Raw genomic sequence first — 26,520 nt, forward strand, 5'->3', positions numbered from 1 at the left:
GTACCACGACGGCGCTCGGCTTAGCCGAGCCATAATAATGCGCCCGACGCCACAAGTACCTCCGGATGCCACTCGTTAGCGTCGTCGTTCCGACGTACAACAGGGCCGAAACGCTGCCACGCGCCATCGACAGCGCGCTCGCCCAGACCGTAGACGACCTCGAGGTCGTCGTCGTCGACGACGGCTCGACCGACGGGACCGGCGAGGTCCTCGAGGGGTACGGAACGGACCGGGTTCGGACGATCTCCCACGAGACGAACCACGGGGCGAACGTCGCCCGGAACACGGGGATCGAGCACGCGGACGGCGAGTACGTCGCCTTTCTGGACTCGGACGACGAGTGGCGGCCGACGAAGCTCGAGCGCCAACTGGAACTCGTCGAGGGCCGTTCGGAGGAGTGGGTCGCCGCCTACTGTGATTTTACCGTCGAGACGCCGGGCTCGACCGGACCGTTGCTTTCGCTGGCCGCAACCCTCCTCGCGGTCGCGGACGACGACCGCCGGATGGAGGGCGGCGAGGAGCTGCTCGGGGACATCTTGGCGGACAACGTCCACCCTGGGGCGGGGTCGACGCTGCTCGTCCGGACCGACGTGGTCCGCGAGATCGGCGGCTTCGACGAGGAGTTAGAGCGGTTCCAGGACCCCGAGATCGTCGTCCGGATCCTCGGCGAGGGAAAGATCGCGTACGTCGACGAACCTCTCGTCGTCCGTTACGACACGGGCAACCCGTCGGCCGAACTCGTCGAGCGGGCGAGCCGCCAGTACCTCGCGGCCTACGAGGAGGACGTCGATCGTCTCGAGGCGGAGGGCTACGAGATCCGCGGGAGCCACGAGCTCGTGATCGCCAAACACTACTTCGCGGACGGCAAGCCCCTCCGCGGGCTCGCCCACCTCCGGGCGGCGTCGGTGTCGCCCCGCCACTACCCCGGCGTCGCCTGGACCGCCGGCACCGGGCTTCGCCGGCGCCCGCTCGCTCTGGTCGCGGTCGTGCTGTCGGTCGTCGCGATCGCCGCTCTCGGACGGTCGATCCGGCCGTCCTGACTGGCGGAGAGAAGGAAAGTCGGGTTACGAGCCGTTCAGCTTTGGCGGATAGCGCGGAGCGCCCTTCCTCACCGAGCGACGAAGCCGCGAGTAGGGAGGGGAGGAGCGCGTTGCGAAGTTGGGCGAAACCGCAAGGATTAGGCACTCTCCGCCCCATATATCGGGTACTGTTCTCTCGGCACAAGTCCGGGTGGATAGGAGCCACCAGTAAACTGGCTCCCGTGGTTCGAGGACGGCGTTCTCGCACCCTATACTCGGGACCGACGACCGCGAGCGGGTTCGACTCCCGCCCCTCCGTTGAGGGGAGAGCGTGAGAACACCGGGAATTGAATCGGCAGGACAATCCACGCGGACGGTCGAAGGTGGGCCTGAAAGCCCCCGCTCGAAGCGTGGACGGGAAGAGGAAGCCGGGCCGCGTCCATGCATGGGATCGCGGGGCACACTGTCGTTTCGGTAACGCCCCGCCCTCAAGGAGTGACCGACCGCCGCAAGGCGGGAGAGCGAGTAGGGCGGGGTAGTCTACTGGTTCTCGGTCCGCATCTCCCAGAGTTCGTCGAGAGTGATTACTTCGACGTTGTCGGTGCCGTCGATGTATTCGAGGAGCTGGTCGTACTCGTCACGGTCGATGGTGTTGTCGAGCCCGAAGTCGTGGAAGTTGAGGACCGTACACTGGTTGTACTGGGCGGCAGTGTCGACACAGTCCTGGCAGAGTTCGAGGTCGTGGCCGATCGTCCGGGGGAGGACGAGGGGGTCGAAGCCGTAGACGGCGGTGAGGTTGACGTTCCCGGCCTGGTTGTAGCCGCCCGCATAGTAGTAGTCCGAGACGATGTCGAGGACCGTACTGTTGAAGCTGTTGTGGGGGAAGGTGAGGAAGTTCGCGCCCTCGAAGCCGCTGTTGACCTTGAACTGCTTGTCGGTCTCGACGGAGTCTCTGAGTTGGTCGGGTTCCATCTCGGCGAAGCGGGCGTGGGTTCCGTGGCCGACGATCTGGTCGCCCGCCTCCTGGCGCTCTAAGAGCTCCCCGCGGGTCATCACGTCCTCGCGGCCGCCGATGATCCACTGGCGGACGACCGACTGGACGGCGTTGACGCCGTACTCGTCGTGTAGCGGCGAAGCCTCCTCGTAGAAGGTCCGCAGGCCGTCGTCCCAGCCGAGGACGACGTATCCCGAGTCGGGTTTCTGGTGGGTCCGGATGTCGTCGACCCAGACCTCGGCACCCTCGCCCGTGTGGTGAATCCGCACCTCGAGGCGGTCGAGGAAGTCCATCTCCGGGGGATACTCGTCCTCCTCGAAGACGCCCGGGGCCGTCCGGAACCAGCCGGCGTCCCCGCCGCGGTAGGCGATCGAGGGAAGCTGGTAGATCCGGCTGCTGCCGTAGACGTCGACGAATCGGAGCTCGACGGCGATGTTTTCGGGCGTCGGCGTCCGGACGGCCATCGAGAAGTCGAGGTCGGTCAGGTCGGGGTTGTCGCTTTCGAGGTCGCGCTCGATGACCATGTTCGCGCCCTCCTCTTCCGTGTACAGCCGGACGCTCTGGGAGCCGGTAAAGGAGATGTCGGTGTCCTCCTCGGCGTTGCCCTCCGTGATCGACCACGAAGAGAGGTCTTCGAAGTCGTCGAAGGAGTCGCCGGGCTGGGCGTACTCCTCGCGGCTGTTGTACTCGGTCTCGACGGCGAGGTCGCTCCCGCCCTCCTCGAGGGTAATCGTGGTCTCGGTGTTGCCGCCGTCGATCTCGACGGTCTCCTCGCTCTCGGCGTAGCCCTCGGCGCTGGCGAGGACGGTGTACTCGCCGTCGGCCAGTCCGGTGAACTCGACCGTACCGTTGCCGCCGGTTTCGTTTTCGTACTCGCTGGAAGTGTCCGTTCCGTTCCCGGTCTCGTTGGCGTTCGTCCCGTTGCCCGAACTCGTTTCGTTGCTTGCGTTCGTCTCGTTGGCGCCCGTTTCGTTTCCGGTCTCGTTGGCGCCCGTTTCATTTCCGGTCTCGTTGGCACTCGTCTCGTTTCCGGCGTCGCTCGCCTCCTCGGGAGCGTCTCCGGTCGCGAGCTGGTCGCCCTCGAGCCAGACCGTCGCTCCCTCGATCGGATCGCCGTCACCGGTCTCGACGGTCACGGAAAGCGAGTAGCCGTCCTCGGCGTCGGATTCGTTGCCTTCGCCGGCGTCGGACTCGTTGTCCTCGTCCGTGGCGTTGTCTCCGTCCGTGACGTTGCCTTCGTCGGTTTCGTTTCCGGCGTCGGTCTCGTCGGTTTCGTCGTTGGTCTCGTTCGTGTCGTTGCCTTCGTCGTCGGTCTCGTTGCTGCCGTCGCCGTCGTCGCCGCCAAAGGCGGCACAGCCGGCGAGTCCGGAGACGGCTGCGACCCCGGAGAGCGCGAGCATTCGACGTCGTGTCGTCGGTTCGGGAACCATTTCGGTCTGAGGATTTGGGTCTCAGCTCTTTATTATAGTTACGGTAGCCGTTGCTCCCGTGGTTGCTTATAACGGGCCTAAAACGGCTCGTGGCGGGCGCCGATAACGACACCCGCTCGTGGCCGTCGACTCTCCCTCCGCCACATCGGGGGGTCGACTCGAGGGGGTCACCCCTCGCCGTCGCCGATTATTGACCCGATAGTAATGGGTCGTCCGACCGACCGGTCGGCCGATGGAGGAGACGGTTCTCGACGCTTTCGGCCGGCTCGGCGCTCTCGCGACCGACGGGGAAGCGATAGCATGAACAGGGAGCTGTTCGGTGTGTTCGACGACGAGGAGGCGTTTACCGACCACCGTTGCCCCTCGGAGTTCGACGAGGTCGTCCGCGGGGAGGTCGCAACCGTCGGCATCCGCGACCCGGGCCTGGGAACGTTCGGCTGGAGCGCGAGCCACGAGGACGAGGACGGCAGCTGTCTGATCTGGGGCGAGAACTACCCCGAGGAGGGCGAAAACGGCGCCCGGTGGTTCCTCGAGCAGTACGCGGCCGAGGGCCGGGCGGCGTTCGACGCGCTCAACGGCTCCTATCTCGTCTTCGTTGAGCACGACGGCGAGGCGCTGGTCGCGACCGACCCGGTCCGCTCGTGTGAATGTTTCTATACCGACAACGGCGACGTCCGGCTGTTCGGCACCGACGCGGCGACCGTCGCCCGGACGATCGACGACCCCACGCTCCGGCTTCCCGCGGTTTTGGAGTATCTCCACGCGGGGGTAACTCTCGGGGAGAAGACGAGCATCGAACAGCTCCGACGGCTTCGCGCCGACACCGTCCTCCGACCGGACGGGCTCGACCCCCTCGAGCGGTTCGTCTACGAGCCCCGGGAGTTCGACTACGTCGCCGAACTCGCCGACCGCCTCGAGCGGGCGATCCGGCGGCGGGCGCAGCTACCGGGACGGAAGGGACTGTTGCTCTCGGCGGGGTACGACTCGCGGACGCTGCTCTCGGGGGTCCCGGGGATCGAACACTGTTACACCGTCGGCGACCCGGCCTCCCAGGAGGTCCGCGGTGCCAAGCGTCTCGCCCACCAGTACGGCGCCCGGCATACGGCGTTCCCGCCGGACCACCGGTACCTGCTCGCCGACGACCGGAAGGTGCGCTACTCCCAGGGGATAAAGGAGTCATTGCACATCCACCACGCGGGGTACACCGACGAGATCAACGTCGACACGATCTACCACGGGTTGCTCTCCGATACCTTCTTCCGTGGGCACTTCACCGGCGAGGACGAGCTCGAGATGTTCGGAAAACGGATCCCCCTTTACCGGACGGACCCGGATCCAAAGCCGGTCGCAGTCCTCCTCTCGAAGTTCGGCTACGACCGCGAGGCGAGCCGACAGCTCTCGGCACACGTCGACTGTGGGGTCGACGACCCCGACGAGTTCGTCCGGGACGCCGTCAGAACCGAACTCGAGGCGTCGGCCTCCCGGGTCGACTCCCCGCAGAACCAGCTCAACTGCTGTGGCATCTTGAACCAGCCCTCGTTACCCTTTCACGTCCAGCTCGCGGACAACTACTTCTCGTCGTTTCTGGCCGTCGACAGAGAACTGCTCGACTGGCATCTCTCGACGCCGCCCGAGTACCGGACGACCGAGACGTTCCTGGCGGCCTGCGAGCGGATCGACCCGGGGATGTTGCGCCACGAGCCTCCCGACCGCCCGCGCTCTCATCGCGCGCTCAACGATATCGAAGGCTTTCTCCGCCGGAAGACGCCCTTCCTCCGGTCGTTCGAGCCCCCCTGGCCCGACCGGGAGACGCTGTTCGAGGTCTACGATCTCGACCGACGGCTCCTCCCCGACCACGAGCACCTCTACGACCTGCCCGGGAGACACAAGCTCCGGATCCACGACGTCCTCGGCTGGCTCGGTCAGAGTTCGGAGCCGACCGAGCGGGCCCTGGAGGGGCTGCTCGAGCCCGGCGCCGGTGGCGTCCGCCGACCGTCGGACGATCGATCCGCGATTTAGTCGGCCGATAACTACGGTACGGACGTCGTAGGTTCCCCTGATGGGGAACCCGGTATCGAACCGACTTCGGGGAGCGATGCGGGCCGTTACCGACGGAACCGAGGGCAGACGGCGGGGCGACGGGGCCGCTAGCTCCGCGAGCACGGGCGTCGCCTTCGAGTCGGCGGCCTCCAGAAACAGGATCGGGGCCGACGGCTACGATGCGGTCCTGGCCGTCGGGGACGAGGGAAGCGCACCGGTGACGATCGACGAGGTCGTCGACCGCGTCGTCGAAGCAGAGGCGGATCTGGCCGGCTGGAGTGCGGTCCACGAGCGACTCTACTTCGTCGATCTGCCGGCGTTGGACGCCGAGGGGGCCATCGAGTTCGATTCCGACTCAGGGCTCGTCAAGCTTCCCAAGGAGGCTTAGGCGGCGCGGCCCTCGGCGAACCTGCCGATCGTCAGGGACGTATAGAGGAGTACGACGAGCCCGGCGATCACGGTCCCGGAGATCGCGGAGACGACCGGAAGTTCGAGGACGGCACCGAAGAGGAGGAGTCCGGCGAGGGCGGTTGCGCCGATGTAGTAGTCGTCCCACCGATCGTCGCTCTCGTCGTCGCCGACGTCGAGGTAGGGTTCGAGCTGGGCGGCCGAGGACCGGCGCTCGACGATCCCGCGGCTCTGCTGGTAGTCGATGATTCCTTCGGTGTCGAGTTTCGGGAGATGAGACTGGTAGAGGGGGATGTAGACGCGCTGGCGCTGGTCGGAGGTGAGCGCCTCGACGGTCGTGTCGTGTTCCCAGGCGGCGACCTGTTCGGCGACGTCGCGCATCCGGACGGGTTCGTCGGTGTCCTGGAGGTATCGGAGGACGTTCCGTCGGCGCTCGTTCTGGAGGACGTGGAATATCTGGTCCTCGGTCAGCTCCGTCGACGCCGCGTCGGCCTCGTCGTCGCCGTCGGTCGCCTTCGTCTTCTGGGCCTGGACACTCATTGTTACCCCCACTCTGTTGCTCGACCCAGTAATAAATTCCTAATTCGCCACACCCTGGCCGATTACCGGTTCACGCCCCTAAACCGGTCATCGAGCGCTGTATCACCCGTTCTGTAGGTCGGTCCCGGTTTCGGACCGATCGTTCAGACGGTTCAAACAGTTTTTCAGGGGTGACTGTCGGTGCTGTCTACTCGACGACGATCGGGAGGCGGATCGCGTACTCGGTCTCCTCGGCTGAGGGGTCTTGGGGAACCTCGCCCTCGAACAGCAGGACGACCAGCCGGAGGTCGTCGCCCGCCAGCGTCGGCGTGAACTCGATCGTGCGGGGGGCGACGACGCCGTCCTCGATCGTGGTCTCCCCGCGGGCGAGTTCCTCTTCCTCTACGACCTCGACGGTCGTGTCGTTGACGTACTCGACGCGCTGGAGGAGCGTGAGGACCGTGTACGTCGTCTCCTGGCCCTCGTGGTTGGTGATCTCGACCGTGAGCTCCTGGGGCTCGCCCTGAGTGTAGGTGTCCTGGTACATCGTCTCAGTCTCGCCGGTCACGTTCTCGGTCTCGGCGGAGAACTCGGTGAACCCCTCGCCGGTGGGCGGGGACGCGAGCGCGTAGCCGCCAGCGGCGAGCAAGAAGAGGAGGCTACAGACGATCGCGACGTTGAAAACGGTCACGTCGGGGTCGTAGGCGCTCCGGCCGTCGCCCGAAAAGAGGATGCCGGCAGGGACCGACGGGACGAACCGTTCGTTCGCGGGGCAGTAAAACCGGGCGACGATCCCGAGGACTGCGAGGCCGATGGTCGCAAGGCCGAGGCCGACGATGACCGGCCGGGCCGTGATCCCCCACGGCGTCGCGGTCGCCGCCAGCGCGACCGAGGGGACGACGATGACGCTTCCGACGAGCGAGAGCCCGATCCGTTCGGTGGCGTCGATCCCGCCGCCGCCCGACAGCGGGTTCCGCAGGCCGCCCCCCAGATCGTCGGCTGCCCGGTCCTTGGGCGCGGCGTCCGGAAAGAAAATCGAGACGAGCGCGTAACCGGGCAGGAAGAGTACCAGGGGCGCCCCGAGGGCGATCCGGAGGGCGCCCGGGGCTCCGGCGAGCAACCCGAAGGTCGCCACGCCGGCGACACAGATCACGAGCGCGAGATCGATGTACCACCAGTCGCCGTCGCTCATTCGAACGGCCCTCCGGCGGCGACGGTATTAGTCCCGGCGGTATCCGGCCCGAGAGTTCGCTTCCGCCCCGACGACCGTCCCCTCACGGACCGCCGCCTCCGGTCCCGCCGTCGTCGCCGCCGGGTTCGGGCTGGTCGTCGGGGATCTCCGTCACCGGCGAGGCGACGCACATCGAGACGTCGCCGTTGGTGTAGACGACCGCCTGGGTTGGTCGACAGAGCCGGTCGTGTTCGACGTCGCGAGGTTCGCCCCGTCCGTCCTCGTTGCGGTAGAAGGTCGCACCCTCGTCGGTCGATCGGTGGACGGTGACCGGGTGTTCGGCGGCGCCGTCGTAGGGAACGACTGCCGTATCGGAGTGGTAGGCCCCGGTCCTGTAGAAGACTGTCTGGTAGGGGTGGTCGGTGTAGAGTATCTGATCAGGCCGGATCCCGTCGGCCTCGGGATGGCCAGAGAGTTCGCCGATCGACGAGACCGCCGCGAGTTCGTCCTGCTCGTAGGCGAGGCGTTCGTTCTGGCCGGGAAAGATCGGGTTGTCGGCGCTGCTCTGGGGGGCAAAGAGCATCGCTCCCGGGTACAACAGGACGACACAGAGCAAGCAGGCGACGACGACGTTCGCGCCGAGGCGTCCGGCGAGGTATCGGAGGCCGACGACGCCGAGGAGGGCCATCGGGACGTAGAGGAAGGCGAACCATCGGGTCGGAATGAAGTTATCGATGCCGAACATCGGCAACCCGAGGATGAAGACGAGCATGATCGCAGTGGCGAAAAGCAGGCTCAACACCGACTGCTCGGCCCGCGATCTGTCGACGACGTACAGACAGCCCACGAACGTGATCCCGAGCAGGATCAGGAACCCGAACACTTCCACATAGGGCAGGAGTTCCTCGAGGAACGTCGTCCCGGCTTCGGCAACCTCAGTCGTGTCGCCGGTCGAGCTGGCGATGTTCAGAAAGCCCGCGCTCTGTGCGATCGTCTCCTGAAACCAGGTCAGTACCGTTGCCAGGAAGGATCCCTCCCGGAAGGGAGTCAGCGACCACATGAAGATCGTCAGCCCGGCGTCGAAGACGACGAGACCGACGAGGTTGACCGGCTTTTGGCTCTGGAAGGCCCGCGATCCCGCTTCGGGGGTCAACGGCCCGACCGTAAAGACGAGCTGGGCGAGAAACGCCGAGCCGAGCATGACGAGCATGATGAACGTCGAGACCTGGTGAGTGAGGATGACGGCGATGGTGAGCAAGACCAGGAAGCCGAAGTCCCGAAGCGAGTAGTCGGTTCTCATCACGCGGACGAGCGCGTAGACCACTCCGAGAAAGAAGACCAGGCCCAGGCTCGTCGGGATGACGTGCATCGACCAGTGGAGCGTGTAGGTGCCACACGCGTACAGTGCGGCCGCGAGTATCGCCCACCGTTCGGGGACGAAAAACGCCGCCGTCGCGTAGACGAGCAGGGCCGACAGCGGGATGACGAGTCCGATCGAGAGGTACAGCGCGTAGACGAGCGAGACGTCGTAGACGAGCGCCGAGGCGACGACGGTCAGATGATAGAACGGGGAGGTGTAGTGTTTGTTCCCCGAGATAGCGCCGAGTTCGCCCGCCTCGTGGATCGTCTCGGAGAGCATCGGGACGTGAGTCCAGGCGTCGATCCCGATCAGTCCCGGCGTCACGTAGAACGCGGTCGCCGAGAAGACCGTCGCGAAGGCGATGATCTGGGACAGGAGCAGCCGGCGATTGAAGTCCCGCTCGCTCGCGAACGCGATCTGGGCGAAGATCGTCGAGGCGACGGCGCTCGCCATGGCGAAAAAGAGGACCGATCGGGTGTCCTGGATCGCGACGATGAGGACCAGCAGCCCCATGCCGACGATCGCCACGCTCGGGAGCGCAAGCGCGACCGGCGAGGGAAGCGTCGGAAACGCCGTCTCCTGGTCGGTTGCCGTCTGCTCGCCGGCCCGGATCGCGAGCAAGTAGAGCCCGCAGGCGAGCCCGAGAACGATCGGGACGGTCTGGATGTACACCTGTGAGGCGAAAAAGCGCAGCGGGAACAAGAGCAGCGCGACGGCGAGCCCGCCGACGGCCGCGACCACGTCGAGGCGCGTGTACCACGCCCGGTTGCTCGGTGAGTTGTATGCCATGATCGTGTCTCAGCCCGCACGTCGGTCGGCTCGAGGCTCCGGCTCGTCGCAGAGCCGTTCGTAGAGCTCGAGCAGCTTCTCGCCCATCGCGTCGGTGCTCAGCCCGTCGATACCCGCCCGGCCGTCCGGGCGGGCGTCGCTTTCGACGGCGGCTTCGAGCCCGGCGACTAAACCGCTGTCGGATCGGGCGACGGTGCAGGTATCGAGCCCGCCGACGGTCTCCCGGACGAAGCCGACGTCCGTCGAGACGATCGGGAGGCCACACGCGGCGGCCTCCTTGACGACCATCGGCCCGGCCTCCCGGACCGAGGTCACGAGCAGGACGTCGCTCGCGTTCATGTAGTCGGGCATCTCCTCGTGGGGGACGCCGGTGACCTCTCGGAGTTCCACGTCGACTCCGGCCCGCCGGACGATCCGTTCGGCCCGCGCGTAGTCCTTCTCGGGTCGCGCGGAGTCGTAGGGAAAGAGCGCGACCGCCCCTTCCGGATCCCAGCCGATCCGCTCGCGGGCCTCCTGGCGGGGGGCCGGCCGGAAGCGGTCGGTGTCGATCCCGAACGGGATCTCGACGTGTTCGACGTCGAGCGCCCGGGACATCGCCGGGCTCGGGACGACGACCGCGTCCGCAAGGCGGGCGCTCCACTCGCTTGCTGCCCGCAGCCAGGCCATCTCGCTCATCAGGTCGGTCCCCCACAGCGTGAGCACGACCGGCCGGACCGGCTGGGCGAGCGCGAACGGCCCGACCAGCCCGTAGTTGGCGTGGACGAGGTCGTACTCCTCCCGTCGGAGCTCCCGGAGCACCTTGGGCTGGTACTTGAGGTAGTCGGTGACCGTCCGCGGCGAGTCCGCGCTGTAGGCCCCCGGCGCGTCGACGACGGTACACTCGACGCCCCGCGCCTCGAGGGCCTCGACCTGTCCCTCGAAGAACGACCGGGTCGAGGTGATGAGCTGGAGGACCTTCATGTCCGTGCGTCGACCGCGTCGGCGGGTTCGGCCCGCCGACCCCGCTCCATCCCGGCGCCCTCGAGTGCCGCCACGATCACGTCGGTGACGTCGATCATCCCCTCGATGGCCCGGTCGCGGCTCCGGGCCCACCGTTCGGGATCGTCGTCCTCCAAGATCTCGATCGCACGCTTCAGGCCCTGCTCGTGGCGGTCGGGGCCGTCGTAGCCAAAGAGCAGGCCCCGCTCCTCGATGTCGTCGATGTAGCCCATCGTGAGCGTGTTGACGTAGACCGCGGGGGTCCCCAGGAGCGCGGCCTCGGCCGCGGTCGTCGCGCCCTCGCCGACGAAGACGTCGGCGTAGTAGAGCAGGTCGTGCATCCCGGCGGGATCGGTCGTCAGCCGGTAGGGTTCGAGGTCGGGGGGGAGGTCGACCTCGCTGGTGATGAGGACGCGCGCGCCCGCGTCCTCGAGCCGGGCGACGACCTCGCTCGGGTCGTCGAACCCGCCCTGGCCCATGTCGTGCGAGGAGTCCCAGCCGCTGAAGCGAACGATCGCGAGCTTCCGGTCGGGGTCGATCCCGTTTTCGGCGAGCACGCCGGGATCGGGCTCGTAGCGGTCGGGGTGGAGGTAGGCGAGTTCGTGGTAGCCGGGGTAGCGGACCTGCTTCGGGCCGATCTCGTCGCGGTAGCACTCTGGAGTGTAGATCGCGTCGGCAAAGGGATAGGCCAGCTTCTTGATGATCGTCGCGTGTTCGGTGTCGTAGAAGACGACGCTTCTGGCGCCGACGACCTTCGCGGCGTGGGTCGCCGCGGGACCGCCGATCGCCGTGATCACGTCCGGCCTGATCCGGAGGACGCGCGCGAGCAGGCGCGCCTCGTAGGTCGCCTGGACGGCGACGAGGGTGGGAAGCGAGTCGTACGTGCCCGCGAGCATCTCGTAGTCGATGTCGTAGCGCTCCAAGAGGTCGGCGGTGACCTCGTTTTCCCGTGCGAAGACGAACACCTCGTGGCCCCGACCCTCGAGTTCTGCGATCGCGTGTTTGAAGAAGTGGACGTGGCCCGGATGCTGGATCGTCACGACCACCTTCACGTACGGGTCACCCCGAGCGGGCGGTTGTGGGCTGCGTCGATCATTGTTCCTCCCACGAACGCGAGCACCGTCAGTACCACGGTTGCGACCGGAACGAGGAGTGCGGGCCAGATCGCGACGGAGCCGGCGATGGCGGCCCCGAGAACGCCGATGGCCGCGAGCGCCGATCCGGCGGCGCCGGCGGTCGCCGCGGCGTACAACGCGGGGACCGTGTAGCGGCCGTTCTCGAGGTAGGTCCGGGCCATTCGGTGGATGAAGCCGTAGGCGAGCGTTCCGAGGGTCGCCGGGACGAACGTTCGGTAGTCGATCGTGCTCTCCTCGTCGCCGTACTTCGCCGGCATCGCGACGTCGGCGACGCACATGCCCGCGACGTTGAGTTGGGCCAGCAGGTCGTTCGTGTAGTCGTGGTCGTCGGGGATCCGATCCAGGTCGATCGCCGCGAGCGCGCGGTGTGAGATCGCGGTGTAGCCGTTCTGTGGGTCCTGGAGGTGCCAGTAGCCAGCAGAGAGCTTCGTCAGCGCCGTCAGCAGTCGGTTGCCCAGCAGCCGGAAGGGGGGCATCTCCCGGCTGTCTTCTCCCGTTCCGAGCCGGTTTCCCTTCGTGTAGTCGGCGACGCCGCCGACGATCGGGTCCAGAAGGGCCCGCATCCGGTCGGGGTCCATCTGGCCGTCGGCGTCCATCGCGACGGTGACGTCGACCCCGTCGGCGTGGGCGTGGCGGTAGCCCGTCCGGAGGGCGCCGCCCGCCCCCTGGTTTTCGGCGTGGCGGATCGGGACGAACCGCGACCAGGCCGCCCGGCCGCCGTCGGGAACCGCGGGCGGGTCCTCTGAGACGGGGTCCTCGTCGAGTCCGTCGCGGTCGGTGACCTCCTGCCGGTCCCGGGACTCGACGAACGACGTGATCGCGTCCCAGGTGTCGTCGGTCGAGCGGTCGTCGACGACGTAGACCCGGTCGACGAATCCCGGAAGCGTCGCGAGCACGCCCTCGACGTGATCGGCCTCGTTGTACGCCGGAACGACGACGCCGATCGTGTGGCCCCGATACATCGAGCTATCGTCCCCCTCCGGTCGTCCGGCTGGCGGTCGGTTCCGTTCCTCGTTTCGAAACCGCCCGTTCCCCGCTCGCGTCCGGTCGGCTCTCGCTGGTCGTCGAAATCATGCGTGTGGTCCCCGGTGCCGCCCTCGCGGGGTCTCCGTCCGCCGTCCCCGCAGGGTCGGCCATAGTCGTTATGCCCTCTTTCCCCCGGGCGCATTATTATAAGTCGGGTAAATCGTTTCGGGCTCCGATCGCGTCCGGACGGAGCCTGCCGGGGCCGGTCGGCCGCCTCGGCCCGTCGCCGGATCGCTTAGCAAGCCGATAAGCTCGTGGTTTATCGGTGTATAATGAAGGCGGCTCCCCGTCGATCCGACACCGATCGTGGTGACAGGAGACACCGGCGGCCGAACGACAGTCGGGTCGAGCGTCGCGTGGGGGGAGTCTCCCGGCTCCGTCCCTCCCGGGAGATCCATCGGGAGGAGGTCGGGACGGCCGTGACCGCCTGGGAGATCGCCCTCGCGGGGGTTTCGTTCGCACTGATCGGTGCGTTGCTCGCGCTCCGGATCGCCGAGGCGTTCTCCGGGGACGGGCGGACGGGAGAGCCCGCCGGCGACGAGTTCGCGGGGCCGACGCCCTCTGCTCGCCCCGAGGACCCGGCGGACGCACCCGAACCGATCCCCGACGAGGACCGCGTCGTCGAACTGCTCTCCGCCCAGGGCGGCAGCCTCCGACAGCAGGCGGTCGTCGACCGCACCGACTGGTCGAAGTCGAAGGTGAGCCGACTGCTCTCGCGGATGGAAGAGCGGGGCACGATCAGGAAGGTGCCGGTCGGCCGGGAGAACGCGATCGAACTCGCGGGGGAGGAGTCGACCGGAGAATCCGAGGGAGACGACGGCTGAAGCCGCTCAGAAATCCGTGTCGTCGTCGTCCTCGACGGTCCGCTTCATCGAGTCCCGCCGGGACTTCGCGTCCCGTCCCGTCGCCTCGAGCAGGAAGTCGTTTTTCGCGTCGACGGCGTCGCCGGCGGCCTCGAGCTCGTCGGGGCCGAGTTCGGTCGGGTCGCGTTCGTGGAACTCGACGCCGAGTTTGTCCTTCTTGCCGGAGTATTCGACGGCACCGACGACGATCCGCTCGAAGACGGGGTTCTCGGGCGATTCGACCACGTGGAGGTCGCTTCCCTTGTACTCCTGGGTCGCCGAGATCGTCCCGAAGTACTCCTCGACGGTCGCCTCCATGTCGGGGATCCGCTCTTCTAGGTGTTCGCCGCGGCGCATCTTGTACTCCTTCATGGAACGAGCATCGACGGGGGTGCGTTTACGTTTTTTCATAGGGAGCGGACCCGCCGCCGGCCGGTTCGCCGACGGCTCGCTCGCCTCACTCCCGGTTGCGCTCGCCGATGTAGCCCCGCCCGCAGTCGGGACAGATGTCCCCTGGCCGGAGCGAGCCGTGGTCGCCGGGCGCGACGAACGCGCAGGTCGGACAGTAGAACTCGGTGTCAGCGGGCTCGACGGTCGGGTTCTCGCCGGGCGCGGGCGCCGACGTCGCGCTCGCGATCCCGGTCCCGGGGTCGGTGACCGCCGACCCGGATCCCGCGTCCTCGGTGGGTTCGTTCGACGTCCCCTCGACTCTCTCGGGCTCCTCGTAGGTGAGTTCCTCGCCGCCGACGCGGTCGATATCGAGGTCGGCCCAGCGTTCGCGACCGTCCTCGTCGGCGGGCGGGCCGACGTCGTCGGGGTCGGGCCACTCGCCGGGCTTTCGGCCGTCGTCCTCTAGGACCTCGCCGTCCTCGATCGGCTCGCCGGCCTCGTCGGTGGGGACGTTCCGGCCGGTGGTGGTCTCTGCCGGCTCGCTCCCGCCGGGGGTGGGCTCGGGGGCGTCCCCCGGGCCGTCCGATCGCGTGCCGCCGTCGGTGTCCGCGCCGGCGGCGTCGTCTCGCGTCTGGGAGGCCGACGCTCGGTCGGGTCCGGTCGCGTCGTCGCCACCGGGCCCTCGGACCGGATCGTCGGTCCGGCTTCCGGCGGCCCTCCCTCCCGTTCGGGGCCAGTCGCCGTCGTCCTCCTGGGGGTCGGCCCCGTTCGCGCCCGCCGAAGCGGGGTCGGGGCCTCGTCGGGCCTCTGACTCGTCCCCGTCGGGATCCTCGGATCGGGTGGTCGTCTCGCCGACCCGATCGACCTCTCTCCTGCGCTCGTCGGGCGTCAGGCTCGTGATCTCCGTGTTCTCGCTGATGATGTGTCGGTCGCCACAGCGCGCGCACTCCTCGTACGTCTGTACGGTGAGAACGACTTCGCTGCCCCGTTCCTCTCGCTCACGATCGACTTCGGGTTCCCCGTAGTCGTGTCCGAGCAGCGAACATCGCAGGACCATTGCTACACCGTAGCCGTTCACAGCGTAAAAAACGTACCGTCCCGTCTCGATACGTGCTCTCGCGCGGAGACGGCCTCACCCGAGCCCAGTGCCGCCGATCCGAACGACGAGGGGGCGCCGCGATCCACAGCCGACAGTATAAAACCCCGGGCCGGCGAACACGCCGGTAGATGAGAGCGAAGCGGGAGTACCGGGACAGACCCGAGACCCAGGTCGACGCCCTCGACGCCCTGGTCGATCGCTCCGAGAACGGGATGTCGGTGTTCGAACTCCGGGCCGCCGTCCCCGCGGAGATCGACGCCCTCGAGGCGGCGCTGTCGGCGCTGAAGGAGGACGACCTCATCACGGTCGAGCAAACGGAGGGCCGGACGGTCATCAAGCCCGCCGACCGGGTGATTCCCGAGGCACCCGAAGACGACGAGGAGTCGGTCGGAGACTGGCTTCGTCGGCGGCTTCCCTTCTGATCCCGACCGTGGGTCTCCAGCAGGATCGGAAACCCTGATACGGCCCCGCCCGCTCCGTAGGGCCATGAGCGTCATCGAATCCGTCCACGCCGATCGCGGGGCGACATTCGGCGAGCGTGCCGGCCGGCGGGTCGTCGAACACTACGGCCGGCCCGAGCGCGCCCACCGCGCGGTCCGCAACGCGGTCGGGATCTGGGAGCCGGCCTACGGCGTCGTCGTCGTGGAGGGCGACGACCGCGTCGAGTACGTCGACAACGTCGTCACCAACCGCGTGCCGGGAGAGGACGGCGAGGGCTGTTACGCGCTCGTGCTCGACCCCCAGGGCGGAATCGAGGAGGAACTCTACGTCTACAACGCGGGCGAGCGCCTCCTGCTGTTTACGGCGCCCGACCGGGCCGAACCGTTGGCCGAGGAGTGGTCGGAGAAGGTGTTCATCCAGGACGTCGAGATCCGCGTCGCGACAGAGGAGTTCGCCGTCTTCGGGATTCACGGGCCACAGGCCACCGAGAAGATCGCGAGCGTGCTCAACGGCGCGGCCTCGCCCGACAGGCGCCTCTCGTTCGTCCGCGGGCGGATGGACGACCGCGGCGTGAGCGTCGTCCGGACCGACGCGCTCGCGGGCGAGGAGAGCTACGACGTCGTCTGCGACGCGAGCGAGGCCGAGTCGGTCTACGACACGCTCGCCAACATCGGCTTGAACGCCGCACCGTTCGGCTACCGGAGCTGGGATACGCTCACGCTGGAGGCCGGCACGCCCCTGTTCGCGAACGAACTCGCCGGGCGGATCCCGAACGTGCTCGGCCTGCGCTCGGCGCTGGACTTCGAGAAGGGCTGTTACGTCGGCCAGGAGGTCGTCTCCCGCGTCGAGAACCGGGGCCAGCCCTCGCGGCGGCTCATCGGCCTCGCCGTCTCCGGCGAGGCGGTTCCCGGGTCGGGCGCCGCGGTGTTCGCCGGCGACGCCTCCGTCGGCGAGGTCACCCGCGCCGAACGGAGCCCGCTTCTGGAGACTCCGATCGCGCTCGCGGTCGTCGAGTTCGGACTGGATGACATGGCGCTCACGGTCCGGGTCGGCGGCGAGGACGTCGGCGCCGAGGTCCGGGACCTGCCGTTCGTCGAGGGCTCGGATCGATCGGGACGGATCCCCAGCTACTAACGGGGCGGTGGTTCGCTGTCGGGAGCCGGCGCCGATAGGTCGCGGCTCGTGACGGTTCGGTTTCCTCGAGTAGGGACTTATCTCGACGGACGGCGGTACTATGTGTATGGGTACCACGGATCGGTCACTGGGCGAGGAATCGTTCGCGTCGCTTTCCGGTCCCGCGCTCCGGTCGTTCGAGGAGGCGTTCGCCGGGAGCGTGATCGCTCCCTCCGACTCCGACTACGACGAGGCCCGGGGCGTCTGGAACGGCTCGATCGACCGTTACCCGGCGCTGATCGCCCGGTGTACCGGCACGAGCGACGTCGTCGAGGCGGTCGCGTTCGCGCGCGAGCAGGGGCTGCCGGTCTCCGTCCGGGGCGGCGGCCACAACGTCGCGGGCACCGCGATGGGGGACGCGAGCGTCGTCGTCGACCTCTCGGAAATGACCGGCGTGCGTGTCGATAGCGAGGCACGGACCGTCCGCGCGGCGGGCGGCGCGACGCTCGGCGACGTCGACCGCGAGACCCAGATCTTCGGGCTCGCGGCACCGCTGGGGGCGGTCTCACAGACCGGGATCGCCGGGCTGACGCTGGGCGGCGGCTACGGCCACCTCAGCCGCCAGTACGGACTCGCGCTCGACGCCCTCCGGAGCGTCGACGTCGTGACCGCCGACGGCGAGGTCCGGACGGCGAGCGACGACCGGAACGCGGACCTCTTCTGGGGACTCCGCGGGGGCGGCGGAAGTCTCGGTGTCGTCACCTCCTTCGAGTACGACCTCCACCCCGTCGGCCCCGAGGTCTACGCCTTCTTCCCGTGGTTCCGTGTCGAGGACGCCGACGCGGTGATGGCCCGCTACCGCGAGTGGATCGCCGACCCGCCCCACGAGGCGGGCGTCCTCGCGTTCGCCGCCCACGTCCCCGACGTTGAGGAGTTTCCCGAAGACCGGTGGGGAGAGCCCGCGTTCGCGATGCTTGGCTCCTATCGGGGTGACCCCGGGGACGGCGCCGAGGTGTTTGCCCCGTTGCTCGAGGCCGCACCTCCGATCGCCGATCTCAGTGGGCGGACGACGTATCTCGACCTGCAGTCGATGTTGGACGAGGACTACCCCGACGGCCGGCGCTACTACTGGTCGTCGATCTACCTCGCGGAGCTTCCCGATGGACTCCTCGAACGGATGCTCGCGGCCAACGACGCCGCTCCGTCGGCGCTCTCGACGGTCGACCTCTGGCATCTCGGCGGCGCGGTCGCGGACGTTCCCCGCGAGGCGACCGCGTTCTGGCACCGCGAGGAGCCCCACCTGCTCGCCGTCGAGGCAAACTGGGACGACCCCGCCGACGACGACGAAAACCGCCGCTGGGCCCGCGAGCTGATCGCCGACGTTCGGGACCTCCCGGCGGCGTCGGGCCGGTACGGGAACTTCCCCGGAACGAACGAGGCGCCCGCTCGGGCCGTCTACGGCGACAACTATGAGCGCCTGGTCGAGGTGAAGACGCGCTACGACCCGGAGAACCTGTTCCCGGGCAACGGGTTCATCGAGCCCCAGCCGGTAAGCGGCTGATCGGGCGCCAACCCTCCCGGTCAGCGACGTCCTGAAAGCATCGCCTTCAGGTGGTCGGTCGAGAGCAGGGAGGTTGGCCGATCCATGTGGACACCGATCTCGCCGGCAGCGGCCGCGAGCCCGGCGTGTTGGATCGGTTCGGGAAGCGAGTACGCCCGGCGCAGCCAGTGGCCGAGTTCGATCTCTCGCTCTAAATCCTCGCGCCAGGCGTGTTCGTACGCCGCGAGCGTCGTCGGCCGGTCGGGGTCGATCTCGCGGGCCGCGTGGTCGGCGCTGGTCATGCCATACAGGATTCCACCGCCGGTGAACGGCTTGGTCTGGGAAGCGGCGTCGCCGATCAGGAACCCGCGGCGGCCGGTGACTCGATCCGGAGGGCCGATCGGGATCGCACCCGAGCAGCGGTGGGAGACCGAGACGTCGTAGCCGTCGATCAGTTCCTCGAACTGCTTTCCGACGTGCACCCCCGGAGGTGCCGCGAGGCCGTACTCGACGCCCGCCTCCCCCCTGGGGATGCGCCACGCGAAGAAACGGGGCGCGGTGAGGTGGACGTCCACGAAGTCGCCGGGGTCGTCCTCCTCGGAGAAGGCGAGCACGCCGTGGAGGAGTTCGCCCGGTTCCGGCAGCGAGAGGGCGTCACGGACCCGCGAGCGGGGGCCGTCACAGCCCGCGACCATCTTCGCCTCGAACTCGTGGATCTCCCCCCCGCTCTTGGCGACGACCTCGACGCGGTCGTGGTGTTCGTAGAGCTCGGTGACGGTGTGGCCCTCCCGGACGTCCGCACCGGCCTCGCGGGCGAGCTCTGCGAGGTGGCGGTCCAGTCCCACCCGGTCGATGACGTTCGAGACGACCTCGTCCTTGTAGAACGGATACGAATCGCGGCCGCTCCCGTCGTGGGGGCCGCCGACGTGAAAGCGTGCGCCCCGGACCTGGTTCTGGAGGAGGTCCTCGCGTGCGCCCTCGCCCGTATAGTTCCAGACGTCGGAGCTGACGTGGCCCGAACACGCCAGGGGCTCGCCGATCTCTCCCTGTTCCAGCGCGAGGACGTCGTGGCCCGCCTCGGCGGCCCGACGCGAAAAACGCGCCCCGGCGGGGCCGACGCCGACGACGACGAAGTCGTACATATCCCTCCCGTCGAACGCGGGCGGTAAAGAACTTCTCCGTTCGCGCTCAGAGGTCGCCGTTGACGATATCGGCGACCCGCCCGCGGTCGAACAGCTCCCCGTCGACGCCGTAGACCTGGCTCGCGGCCCGCTCGGTGAGCACGAGGTTCGTGATCGGGCCCTGGTAGAGCGGCCCGCCGCGGTAGACGTCGCCGTTCTCGACGGCTGTGAGATCGCTCGCGACGTTGTGGCCCTCCATGTAGGCGAGGACGGTCTCCTCGAACTCCTCGGCCGTTTTGGCCTCGTTGCCCCGGATCAGGAGGACGTCGGGATCGATCTCGAGCAGGAGTTCGTAGTCGATCGCCGACCGACCGGCGTGGAAGTCCTCGACGTCGGTCGTCGCGAAGGCGTCCTCGACGCCCAGGTCGCGCCACTGCTTGAAGCTCGTCCCCTCGTCGATGAGGTACGGCGAGAACTCCTCGGGCGCCTCCGCGGGCTGGGGCCACATGATCGCGACCGACGGGCGCTCCTCCTCTCCGGGGACGACGTCCTCCAGGTTCGTCTGGAACTCCTCGTGAAGTTCCACGAACGCCTCGTAGCGTTCTTCCTCCTGAAACAGCTCGGCGAGCTTTCCGAACGCCTCGTACAGCGTGAGGTACTCGTAGTCGTGCCACTCGTAGCCCCGTGAGAAGATGCTGTTGCCGAAGAAGGGCGTCCCCGCGGACTCGATCTGCTCGATGTCGCCGTCCTCCCAGTTGTCGCTTCGCCCGACGGGGAAGTTCGGGTCCATCACGAAGACGTCGACGTCCTCGCCCAGCGCCAGGAACTCCTCGGGATCGAGTTCGCCCTCCCACAGCGAGGTCATCCCGCTCTTGTCGACCTCCACGCCGGGGATCTCGTCGTAGAGCTGGGTGTGATACCGGTTGGCGAGATAGACCGCTTCGGGGGGCTCCTGTCCCAGCGCGATCCCCATGTCGGCCCAGCTCCCGTTGTTGGCCGCCCACGTTTCGGGCACGGCGTCGAACTCGACGGTGCCGACGGGCTCCATCGTCACCGAGTAGCTCTCGCCGTCGGCGTCGTCGCTCTCGTTGCCGTCGGTCTCGTTGTCCCCCTCGCTCTCGTTTCCGTCGCCGCCGGTTTCGTTCCCGCCGCTTTCGTTTCCGTCGTCGGTCCCGTTCTCCCTGTCGGCGCCTCCACTCTCGTTGGCCTCGGATTCGACCTCGGTTTCCGTTCCGGTCTCGTCGTCTCCGTCCCCGGATTCAGTGTCGTTCTCCTCAGCTCCGCCGTCTCCGTTCCCATTTCCGTTTCCGTTGCCGTTCCCGCCGTCGTCGCCCAGACAGCCGGCGATCGTTCCGATCCCGGCGGCCGCGACGCCGGTTCTCAACAGGTCTCGTCGGCTCGGTTCGCGTCCCATGATTTTAGGCCAACCTAAAATAATAAAAGCGTTCCGAAAGTCCGCGCGCTCGCCGAGCGATCACCGGGTGCGGTTTCCGAGCGCGCGCTTGGGGTTGATCTGGAGTTCGGGCTCGTACTGGACCGTGGCCTCGACGCCGAAGACATCCGCAAGCAACTGCTCGGTGACGATCTCCTCAGGGGGCCCCCAGTCGTACGGTTCGCCCTCGTAGAGGGCGATGAGGTTATCCGCGAACCGTGCGGCCTGGGAGACGTCGTGGAGCACGATCGCGACCGTCACGTCCCGGCGCTCGTTCAGTTCGCGGATCGTCTCGAGGACCCGGAACTGGTGGTGGAGGTCGAGAAACGTGGTGGGTTCGTCGAGCAGGAGGATGTCGGTGTCCTGGGCCAACACCATCGCGATCCAGGCGAGCTGTTTCTGGCCGCCCGAGAGCTGTCCCAGCTCCGTGGTCCGGAGGTCGTCGATCCCCGCGAGCTCGATCGCCCGGTCGATGGCCTCGCGATCCGTCTCGGTGAGCCCGTCGAAGAACCCCCGGTGGGGATAACGGCCGTGGGCGACGAGGTCCTCGACGGTCACGTCCCCCACCGACTCGTTTTCCTGCGAGAGCAGTCCGAGCTCGCGGGCGATCTCCTTGGGTCCGAACGACCGCAGATCCTCACCCCGCAGGCGGACGACCCCCGCCGCGGGCTCCAGGTGGCTCGCTAAGGCCTTCAGGAGCGTACTCTTCCCGCTGCCGTTGGGCCCGACGAGGGCGGTGATCTCGCCTTCGGGGACGTCCACCCGGCCACACTCGACGACCGTCCCGTCGGCGGTCGGGTAGGTCAACTCGAGGGTGTCGCCGGCGAGGGCGCTCGCGGCGTCCTCGGTGGCGTCGGGCGTCTGTCCCTCGTCGGGAATCGAGCCCTCGGTCGACTCCGAGTCGTCCGATCGGTTCGTGTCGGTCGATCGTGGTGGTGTCACGCGTTCGTTCCCGGCCATCAGAGCTCACCCATCGAGCGCTGTCTGCGCATCAGATAGAGGAAGTAGGGGCCGCCGACGAGCCCGGTGACGACGCCGACGGGGAGCTGGGTGCCCCCGAGCGCGAGGCGCGCACCGACGTCGGCGACGACCATCAGCGCCGGGCCCGCGAACAGACAGCCGATCATCAGCGGCCGGTAGTCGCTGCCGACGACGTTGCGGACGATGTGGGGGACGACGAGCCCGAAGAAGCTGACGACGCCCGCGACCGAGATCGCGACGCTGGCCGCGAGGATGGCGACCGCCGAGAGGCCAAAGCGGATGGTCTCGACGCGCATCCCGAGCGACCGGGCCGTCCGCTCGCCCAGCAGGAGGACGTTGAGCTGGCGCGCGCCCGCGAGCGCGGCGACGATCGCCACGACCGCCGGGATCGCGGCCATCCGGACCTCGCTCCAGCCGGTGCCGGTCAGCGAGCCGGTGAGCCACGAGATCGCCGTCTGGACGACGCCCAGGTCGTCGGCGAAGAAGAACAGCCCCTGCTGGAGCGACTGGAACACCATGTTGACGATGACGCCCGCGAGGACGAGCCGGACGGGGCTGGTCCCTCCCTTCCAGGCGATGACGTAGACGATCAGGAAGGCGACGGTTCCGCCGGCGGTGGCAATAAAGGGGAGGAAGGTCGTGAGCCCGCTGAAGACCACCAGCGTCGCGAGCACGGCGAAGCCGGCTCCGGAACTCACGCCGAGGACGAACGGGCTCGCGAGCTCGTTTCTCGTGACGCCCTGGAAGATCGCCCCCGAGATCGCGAGCGTCGCACCGGTGATGATCGCGACGAACACGCGCGGGAGCCGGATCTCCCAGACGACCAGGCTGTTCGAGCCCATCTCGGGGAGCTCCTCGCCCAGGAGGAACGCCCGCCAGGCGTCGCCGTCGAAGAGGACTGCCGGATCGACCACTGCCTCCCAGGCCTCGAGGAGCGTCATCGAGTACGACCCGAAGCTCACCTGGACGAGCCCGGCGACGACGGTGATCGCCGCGCTGGCCGCACAGAACGCCACGAGCGTCGGCGTCACCCACCCATCGCGCTGGCGGGTGGGATGGCCGCCGGCCGTCTGCGATTCCGCCATTCGCGTTTAGGAATGCCTAAAAAACGTATAGGCGTTACGGTCTCTTCTCGGCCCGCCCGGACGGCCGTTTCCGTTCGCCTGCCGTCCGGTCACCGGTAGCGCGAACGGACCGCGGCTCCCCCGCCGGGAGACCGCCCGAACTCCCTCACCGAGCGCCGATGTCGGGATCCGCGGCCGCGGCGCTCGAAGCGAGGAGGAAGCCGACGACGCCGACGTAGACGACGACGAACTCGAGGCTGGCGTCGCCCGCGGCGTACCGGCGTTCGAGCGCGGCGGACGCGATGCAGGCCCCGAACAGCCCGATCGCGTAGCCGAGTCGGTCCGAACGCCGATCGAACGCGGGGAACTCGCGCGCGAGCAGTCGTCGGTACCGGACGACGAAGTAGCCCAAGCCGGCGTAGAGCGCGGTCGCGGCGGCGACCAGGAGCCAGTTCGACGCGAACGCGAGATACAGCACCCCGCCGACGACCGCCCCGATGGCGAGTCCGGCGATGACGGCCTTCTCCATACCCGGACCTACAGAACGAGTGACAATAGTCTTGTGAAACCTGCACGAACCGCTCCGACCGTCGTTCCCCGGTCGAACGCCACTCTCGAGGCCGCTACTCGTCGTCCGGCGCCCCTTCCTCGAGGAGGCTCCAGAACCGATCGACGTCGCCCTCGAACCGATCGAGCAGGGCGCGGACGTCCCGGCGGTTGCCGTCGGTCACCTTCACGTGGACCATCCCCTCGCCGGGCTGGCCGTAGACGACGCTTGCGCCCTCCGGGACGGCGACGATCGCCGGCAGCGCCGCGAGGTCCTCCTCGCCCTCGACGAGGACGGTGGTCGGCTCGTCCTCGGCGAGTCCCTCCAGGAGCGCCTCGACGACGGCCCGCGAGATCGTCGTGGGCGGGTTGACGACCTCGACGGTCGTCGCCTCGGTGACGGTCTCGCGGACCTCCTCGTCGACCGCCGACCGCTCGGTCCGCTCGTCGACGAAAGCGACCTCCGGCGGACGGCCGGCCCGCAGGAAGTGGTAGGTGACGACGTCGCCGACGGCGACGAGAGGGCCGTCGACGTCCGCGAGGAGCCGGGCGGCGTCGGTCTCGATCGGCCCCATCGGCTCCTTGAGTTCGCGGCGGAGCTCGTCCGGCAGAACCAGTAACTGGTCGGCGTCAGTCGGCTCCGCGGTCGGCTCCGGATCGTCGCGACTCACGGCTCGGCCCCGTCAGCGGACCTTGAGCGCGTAGGCGCCCGGCTCGTCGACCTGCATCTCGCGGGCGATCTCGCTCGATTCTGGGTGGGCGATCACGACGTAGCCCGCCCAGTCTTCGGTCAGCGACGAGGAGCCACAGGACGTACAGGTCGCGACGTCGGCGTCGTTCACCCGGTGGCACTCCCGGCAGACGAGGCGATCGGATGCCACGACTACTCACCCGCCGTGGCTTCGCGCTTCTCTCTGTCCTCCTCGAGCCAGCCGTGTTTCCCGAGGCCGGGCTGTTTGGCGGTGAGGCCGATCTTCGAGTCCCGGGGGTTGCGCTCGTCGATCGACTTGGTGACGATCCGGGTGCGGACGGCGTCGTCCACGCCCAACGTCCGGTTGGACTCGTTGGAGGCCAGTTGCTGGTTCTCCCGGTCGTAGGCGAGGTACTCGTCGGAGATCTGTGAGACGTGGAGCAGGCCGTCGACGGGGCCGATCCCGACGAAGGCACCGAACTCGACGACCTCGACGACGGTGCCGTCGACGACCTCCTGCATCTGGGGGTCGAAGGTGACCGCGTCGAACTCCGCCTCGTAGTAGACGCCCGGACGGTTCGGCAGGACCGTCCCCTCACCGATGTCGTGGACCTCGGTGACGGAGACGACGCTTCCCACCTCCTCGTCCATCCGCCCTTCGAGTTTCTCCTGGAGCAGTCGCTTCACGAGCATCGGCGAGACGTCGCCGAGCGCCCGGGGGGGCACTTCTATCGTATCAGTCAATCTAACCCGTTTGTACATCTATGGTCGAGTGATCGCTAACTTGTTTCTCCCGCGTAATGCAAGTACCGGTACGTTCTCGTCGAGCACGCGATCGCGAAGCGCCCGGTCGGCCGTCGCCACGTACTCCACGTCACCCTCGCGGGCGAGTTCGACCAGGGCGTCGTCGGCGTACTCGGCGTCGGTTTCGACGGGCCGACACCGCTCTTCCGCCAGCGTCCGGCCGACCGAGGCCGCCCTCCCCTCGGTACCCCTGCCCGCCGAGAGCTCCTCGAGTTCCGCGAGCACGGACCGGGGAACGACGGGCTCGACGGCGTCGAGCAGCCGCTCTACCTCCTCGAAGACCCGCACGTCGGCTTCGACCGGTAACATGAGTGCGCTCGTGTCCATCGCGATACGTGCCACGGGGTCAGTCGGTGAGCGTGCCGACGCCGATCAGCCGCCAGCGCGCGCCGATCCGGCGGTTGATCGCGATCTTCGCGCCGGGTTCGGCACAGACGGGACGTTTGAGCCGCACCTCACACTCGTCGTCGCGGGCGCTCGAGACGGCGCCGACGGTCGTCGCCGTCCCGACGGTCATCATCAGGGGCTCGCCCGTCGAGATCTCCTCGACGTCGGTCTCGCCCTCGACGTTGCCCACGATCCGCTCTAAGAGATCGACCTCCATCGTGAACGACTCCCAGGTCGGTGGCAACGAACCAGGCGGGCCCGCGAGCCGACCCGCGAGGGCGTCGCCCTTGGTGAGCGCGGGGTCGAGCCCGGTGCCGACCCCCAACAACCCGCCGGGGGTCGCGACGTCGACTCCCTCCCCGCCGGCCTGTAGCGACCGAACCGTCGTCTCGATCGGGACGTACTCTGACTGGCCGCCCTCCTCGACCTCCCGGCCGGGGCGAACCTCGAGTTCGTCGTCGACCTCGAGTTGGCCCTCGACGAGGCTGCCGCCGAGGACCCCCCCTGCGAGGTCCTCCCAGGCCGTCCCGGGTTTGTTGATGTCGAAGCTGCGGGCGACGTGGAGCCGGGGGTCGGCGTCGGGGTCCCGGTCGGGCGTCGGGATCTCCGCTTCGATCGCGCCGATCAGGAGGTCGATGTTGACCTCCTGGCCGGCCGAGATCGGAACCACTGGAGCGTCCTCGGCGACGGTGCCCGCGACGAACTCCTGGATCTCCTCGAAGTTCCGGCGTGCGGTGTCGCCATCGACCAGGTCGACTTTGTTCTGGGCGATGACGATGTTATCGATCCCGATGATGTCCAGGGCCATCAGGTGTTCTTCGGTCTGGGGCTGGGGAACGGGCTCATTGGCCGAGACGACGAGGACGGCACCGTCCATCAGCGCCGCACCAGACAGCATCGTCGCCATCAGGGTCTCGTGACCCGGGGCGTCGACGAACGACACGGTCCGGACGGGCTCGCTTGCCGAGCCGTCCGGACACTCCTCCTCGACGGTGAAACACTCGGGTTCGTCGACCCCGGGACAGCGACGGAACGTCGCGTCCGCGTAGCCGAGCCGGATGGAGATGCCGCGTTTCATCTCCTCGGAGTGCTGGTCGGTCCACGAGCCGGACAACGCCTGTACCAGCGTCGTCTTGCCGTGGTCTACGTGGCCGACGAGCCCGATGTTCACCTCCGGTTGTCGATTTCCTTCCATGAGA

26 protein-coding genes are annotated in these 26,520 nt (G+C 68.1%); 7 read left to right on the forward strand and 19 right to left on the reverse strand.

The features are described 5' to 3' along the window. The first annotated feature begins 65 nt into the window (after window positions 1-65). A complete protein-coding gene (locus DVH23_RS04325) occupies window positions 66-1,040 on the forward strand; it encodes a glycosyltransferase family 2 protein (protein WP_114576200.1) in 975 nt (324 codons plus the stop codon). A 519-nt stretch (window positions 1,041-1,559) separates the two neighbouring features. Here the strand turns inward: DVH23_RS04325 and DVH23_RS04330 are convergent. Next, complete coding sequence (locus tag DVH23_RS04330; protein ID WP_232833694.1) at window positions 1,560-3,413, reverse strand: polysaccharide deacetylase family protein; 1,854 nt, start codon at window positions 3,411-3,413, stop codon at window positions 1,560-1,562. Between the two features lie 330 nt (window positions 3,414-3,743). Here DVH23_RS04330 and DVH23_RS04335 point away from each other — a divergent pair, with 330 nt between their 5' ends. After that, window positions 3,744-5,462 carry a hypothetical protein gene (locus tag DVH23_RS04335; RefSeq protein ID WP_198667833.1) on the forward strand — a complete coding sequence of 573 codons (1,719 nt, stop codon included), beginning with the start codon at window positions 3,744-3,746 and terminating at the stop codon, window positions 5,460-5,462. Between the two features lie 76 nt (window positions 5,463-5,538). Continuing rightward, window positions 5,539-5,871, forward strand: coding sequence for a hypothetical protein (locus DVH23_RS23475; RefSeq protein WP_157972322.1), 333 nt, complete (start codon window positions 5,539-5,541; stop codon window positions 5,869-5,871). On the opposite strand, the gene DVH23_RS04340 is transcribed toward DVH23_RS23475, so the two are convergent. From DVH23_RS04340 to DVH23_RS04365, 6 genes are all read right to left on the reverse strand, one after another. Then, window positions 5,868-6,431, reverse strand: a complete 564-nt coding sequence (locus DVH23_RS04340; protein WP_232833695.1) for a hypothetical protein — start codon at window positions 6,429-6,431, stop codon at window positions 5,868-5,870. The two genes, DVH23_RS23475 and DVH23_RS04340, sit on opposite strands and share 4 nt — an antisense overlap. 187 nt (window positions 6,432-6,618) lie before the next feature. Further along, window positions 6,619-7,602, reverse strand: coding sequence for a DUF1616 domain-containing protein (locus DVH23_RS04345; protein WP_114576202.1), 984 nt, complete (start codon window positions 7,600-7,602; stop codon window positions 6,619-6,621). Window positions 7,603-7,684: 82 nt separating this feature from the next. Further along, entirely contained in the window at window positions 7,685-9,730 is a 2,046-nt protein-coding gene (locus DVH23_RS04350) for a DUF4396 domain-containing protein (RefSeq protein WP_232833696.1), read from the reverse strand. 9 nt (window positions 9,731-9,739) lie between these two features. Next, entirely contained in the window at window positions 9,740-10,690 is a 951-nt protein-coding gene (locus DVH23_RS04355) for a glycosyltransferase (RefSeq protein WP_114576203.1), read from the reverse strand. Then, a complete protein-coding gene (locus DVH23_RS04360) occupies window positions 10,687-11,760 on the reverse strand; it encodes a DUF354 domain-containing protein (RefSeq protein WP_114576204.1) in 1,074 nt (357 codons plus the stop codon). Before DVH23_RS04360 ends, DVH23_RS04355 begins: the two co-directional genes overlap by 4 nt. Then, window positions 11,757-12,806 (reverse strand): glycosyltransferase family 2 protein, encoded by a 1,050-nt coding sequence (locus DVH23_RS04365; protein WP_114576205.1) that lies wholly within the window; start codon window positions 12,804-12,806, stop codon window positions 11,757-11,759. The genes DVH23_RS04360 and DVH23_RS04365 overlap by 4 nt, the downstream gene beginning before the upstream one ends. Window positions 12,807-13,226: 420 nt before the next feature. Here DVH23_RS04365 and DVH23_RS04370 point away from each other — a divergent pair, with 420 nt between their 5' ends. Continuing rightward, entirely contained in the window at window positions 13,227-13,694 is a 468-nt protein-coding gene (locus DVH23_RS04370; RefSeq protein WP_232833697.1) for a helix-turn-helix domain-containing protein, read from the forward strand. A gap of 6 nt (window positions 13,695-13,700) precedes the next feature. On the opposite strand, the gene DVH23_RS04375 is transcribed toward DVH23_RS04370, so the two are convergent. After that, window positions 13,701-14,084, reverse strand: a complete 384-nt coding sequence (locus tag DVH23_RS04375; RefSeq protein ID WP_114576207.1) for a DUF5611 family protein — start codon at window positions 14,082-14,084, stop codon at window positions 13,701-13,703. An 85-nt stretch (window positions 14,085-14,169) separates the two neighbouring features. Continuing rightward, window positions 14,170-15,159 (reverse strand): hypothetical protein, encoded by a 990-nt coding sequence (locus tag DVH23_RS04380; RefSeq protein ID WP_114576208.1) that lies wholly within the window; start codon window positions 15,157-15,159, stop codon window positions 14,170-14,172. 170 nt (window positions 15,160-15,329) lie between these two features. Here DVH23_RS04380 and DVH23_RS04385 point away from each other — a divergent pair, with 170 nt between their 5' ends. From DVH23_RS04385 to DVH23_RS04395, 3 genes are all read left to right on the forward strand, one after another. After that, on the forward strand, window positions 15,330-15,623 hold the full coding sequence (locus tag DVH23_RS04385) for a DUF6432 family protein (protein ID WP_114576209.1): 294 nt from the start codon (window positions 15,330-15,332) through the stop codon (window positions 15,621-15,623). Window positions 15,624-15,687: 64 nt separating this feature from the next. Then, a complete protein-coding gene (locus tag DVH23_RS04390; protein WP_114576210.1) occupies window positions 15,688-16,776 on the forward strand; it encodes an aminomethyltransferase family protein in 1,089 nt (362 codons plus the stop codon). A gap of 106 nt (window positions 16,777-16,882) precedes the next feature. Beyond that, entirely contained in the window at window positions 16,883-18,316 is a 1,434-nt protein-coding gene (locus tag DVH23_RS04395; protein ID WP_114576211.1) for an FAD-binding oxidoreductase, read from the forward strand. Window positions 18,317-18,336: 20 nt separating this feature from the next. On the opposite strand, the gene DVH23_RS04400 is transcribed toward DVH23_RS04395, so the two are convergent. The 10 genes from DVH23_RS04400 to DVH23_RS04445 form a co-directional block, all read right to left on the reverse strand. Next, entirely contained in the window at window positions 18,337-19,437 is a 1,101-nt protein-coding gene (locus tag DVH23_RS04400; RefSeq protein WP_114576212.1) for a geranylgeranyl reductase family protein, read from the reverse strand. A gap of 46 nt (window positions 19,438-19,483) precedes the next feature. Further along, window positions 19,484-20,830 carry an ABC transporter substrate-binding protein gene (locus tag DVH23_RS04405; protein WP_114576213.1) on the reverse strand — a complete coding sequence of 449 codons (1,347 nt, stop codon included), beginning with the start codon at window positions 20,828-20,830 and terminating at the stop codon, window positions 19,484-19,486. A 60-nt stretch (window positions 20,831-20,890) separates the two neighbouring features. Next, window positions 20,891-21,808 (reverse strand): ABC transporter ATP-binding protein, encoded by a 918-nt coding sequence (locus DVH23_RS04410; RefSeq protein ID WP_114576214.1) that lies wholly within the window; start codon window positions 21,806-21,808, stop codon window positions 20,891-20,893. Beyond that, window positions 21,808-22,914, reverse strand: coding sequence for an iron ABC transporter permease (locus DVH23_RS04415; RefSeq protein ID WP_114576215.1), 1,107 nt, complete (start codon window positions 22,912-22,914; stop codon window positions 21,808-21,810). Before DVH23_RS04415 ends, DVH23_RS04410 begins: the two co-directional genes overlap by 1 nt. A 145-nt stretch (window positions 22,915-23,059) precedes the next feature. Then, window positions 23,060-23,422 (reverse strand): hypothetical protein, encoded by a 363-nt coding sequence (locus DVH23_RS04420; protein WP_114576216.1) that lies wholly within the window; start codon window positions 23,420-23,422, stop codon window positions 23,060-23,062. 94 nt (window positions 23,423-23,516) lie between these two features. Further along, window positions 23,517-24,110, reverse strand: coding sequence for a GTP-dependent dephospho-CoA kinase family protein (locus DVH23_RS04425; protein ID WP_232833698.1), 594 nt, complete (start codon window positions 24,108-24,110; stop codon window positions 23,517-23,519). Between the two features lie 12 nt (window positions 24,111-24,122). After that, window positions 24,123-24,320, reverse strand: coding sequence for a transcription elongation factor subunit Spt4 (spt4, locus tag DVH23_RS04430; protein ID WP_114576217.1), 198 nt, complete (start codon window positions 24,318-24,320; stop codon window positions 24,123-24,125). Between the two features lie 2 nt (window positions 24,321-24,322). Continuing rightward, complete coding sequence (locus DVH23_RS04435) at window positions 24,323-24,892, reverse strand: DNA-directed RNA polymerase (protein ID WP_114576218.1); 570 nt, start codon at window positions 24,890-24,892, stop codon at window positions 24,323-24,325. Next, on the reverse strand, window positions 24,893-25,261 hold the full coding sequence (locus DVH23_RS04440; protein ID WP_114576219.1) for a PIN domain-containing protein: 369 nt from the start codon (window positions 25,259-25,261) through the stop codon (window positions 24,893-24,895). A 19-nt stretch (window positions 25,262-25,280) separates the two neighbouring features. Continuing rightward, the gene (locus tag DVH23_RS04445) at window positions 25,281-26,516 is read right to left on the reverse strand and encodes a translation initiation factor IF-2 subunit gamma (protein ID WP_114576220.1); all 1,236 of its coding nucleotides are present in this window, start codon (window positions 26,514-26,516) and stop codon (window positions 25,281-25,283) included. Between the last annotated feature and the right edge of the window lie 4 nt (window positions 26,517-26,520).

Origin of the sequence: Saliphagus sp. LR7, assembly GCF_003344565.1 — an archaeon.
In the GTDB taxonomy this organism is placed as follows: domain Archaea; phylum Halobacteriota; class Halobacteria; order Halobacteriales; family Natrialbaceae; genus Saliphagus; species Saliphagus infecundisoli.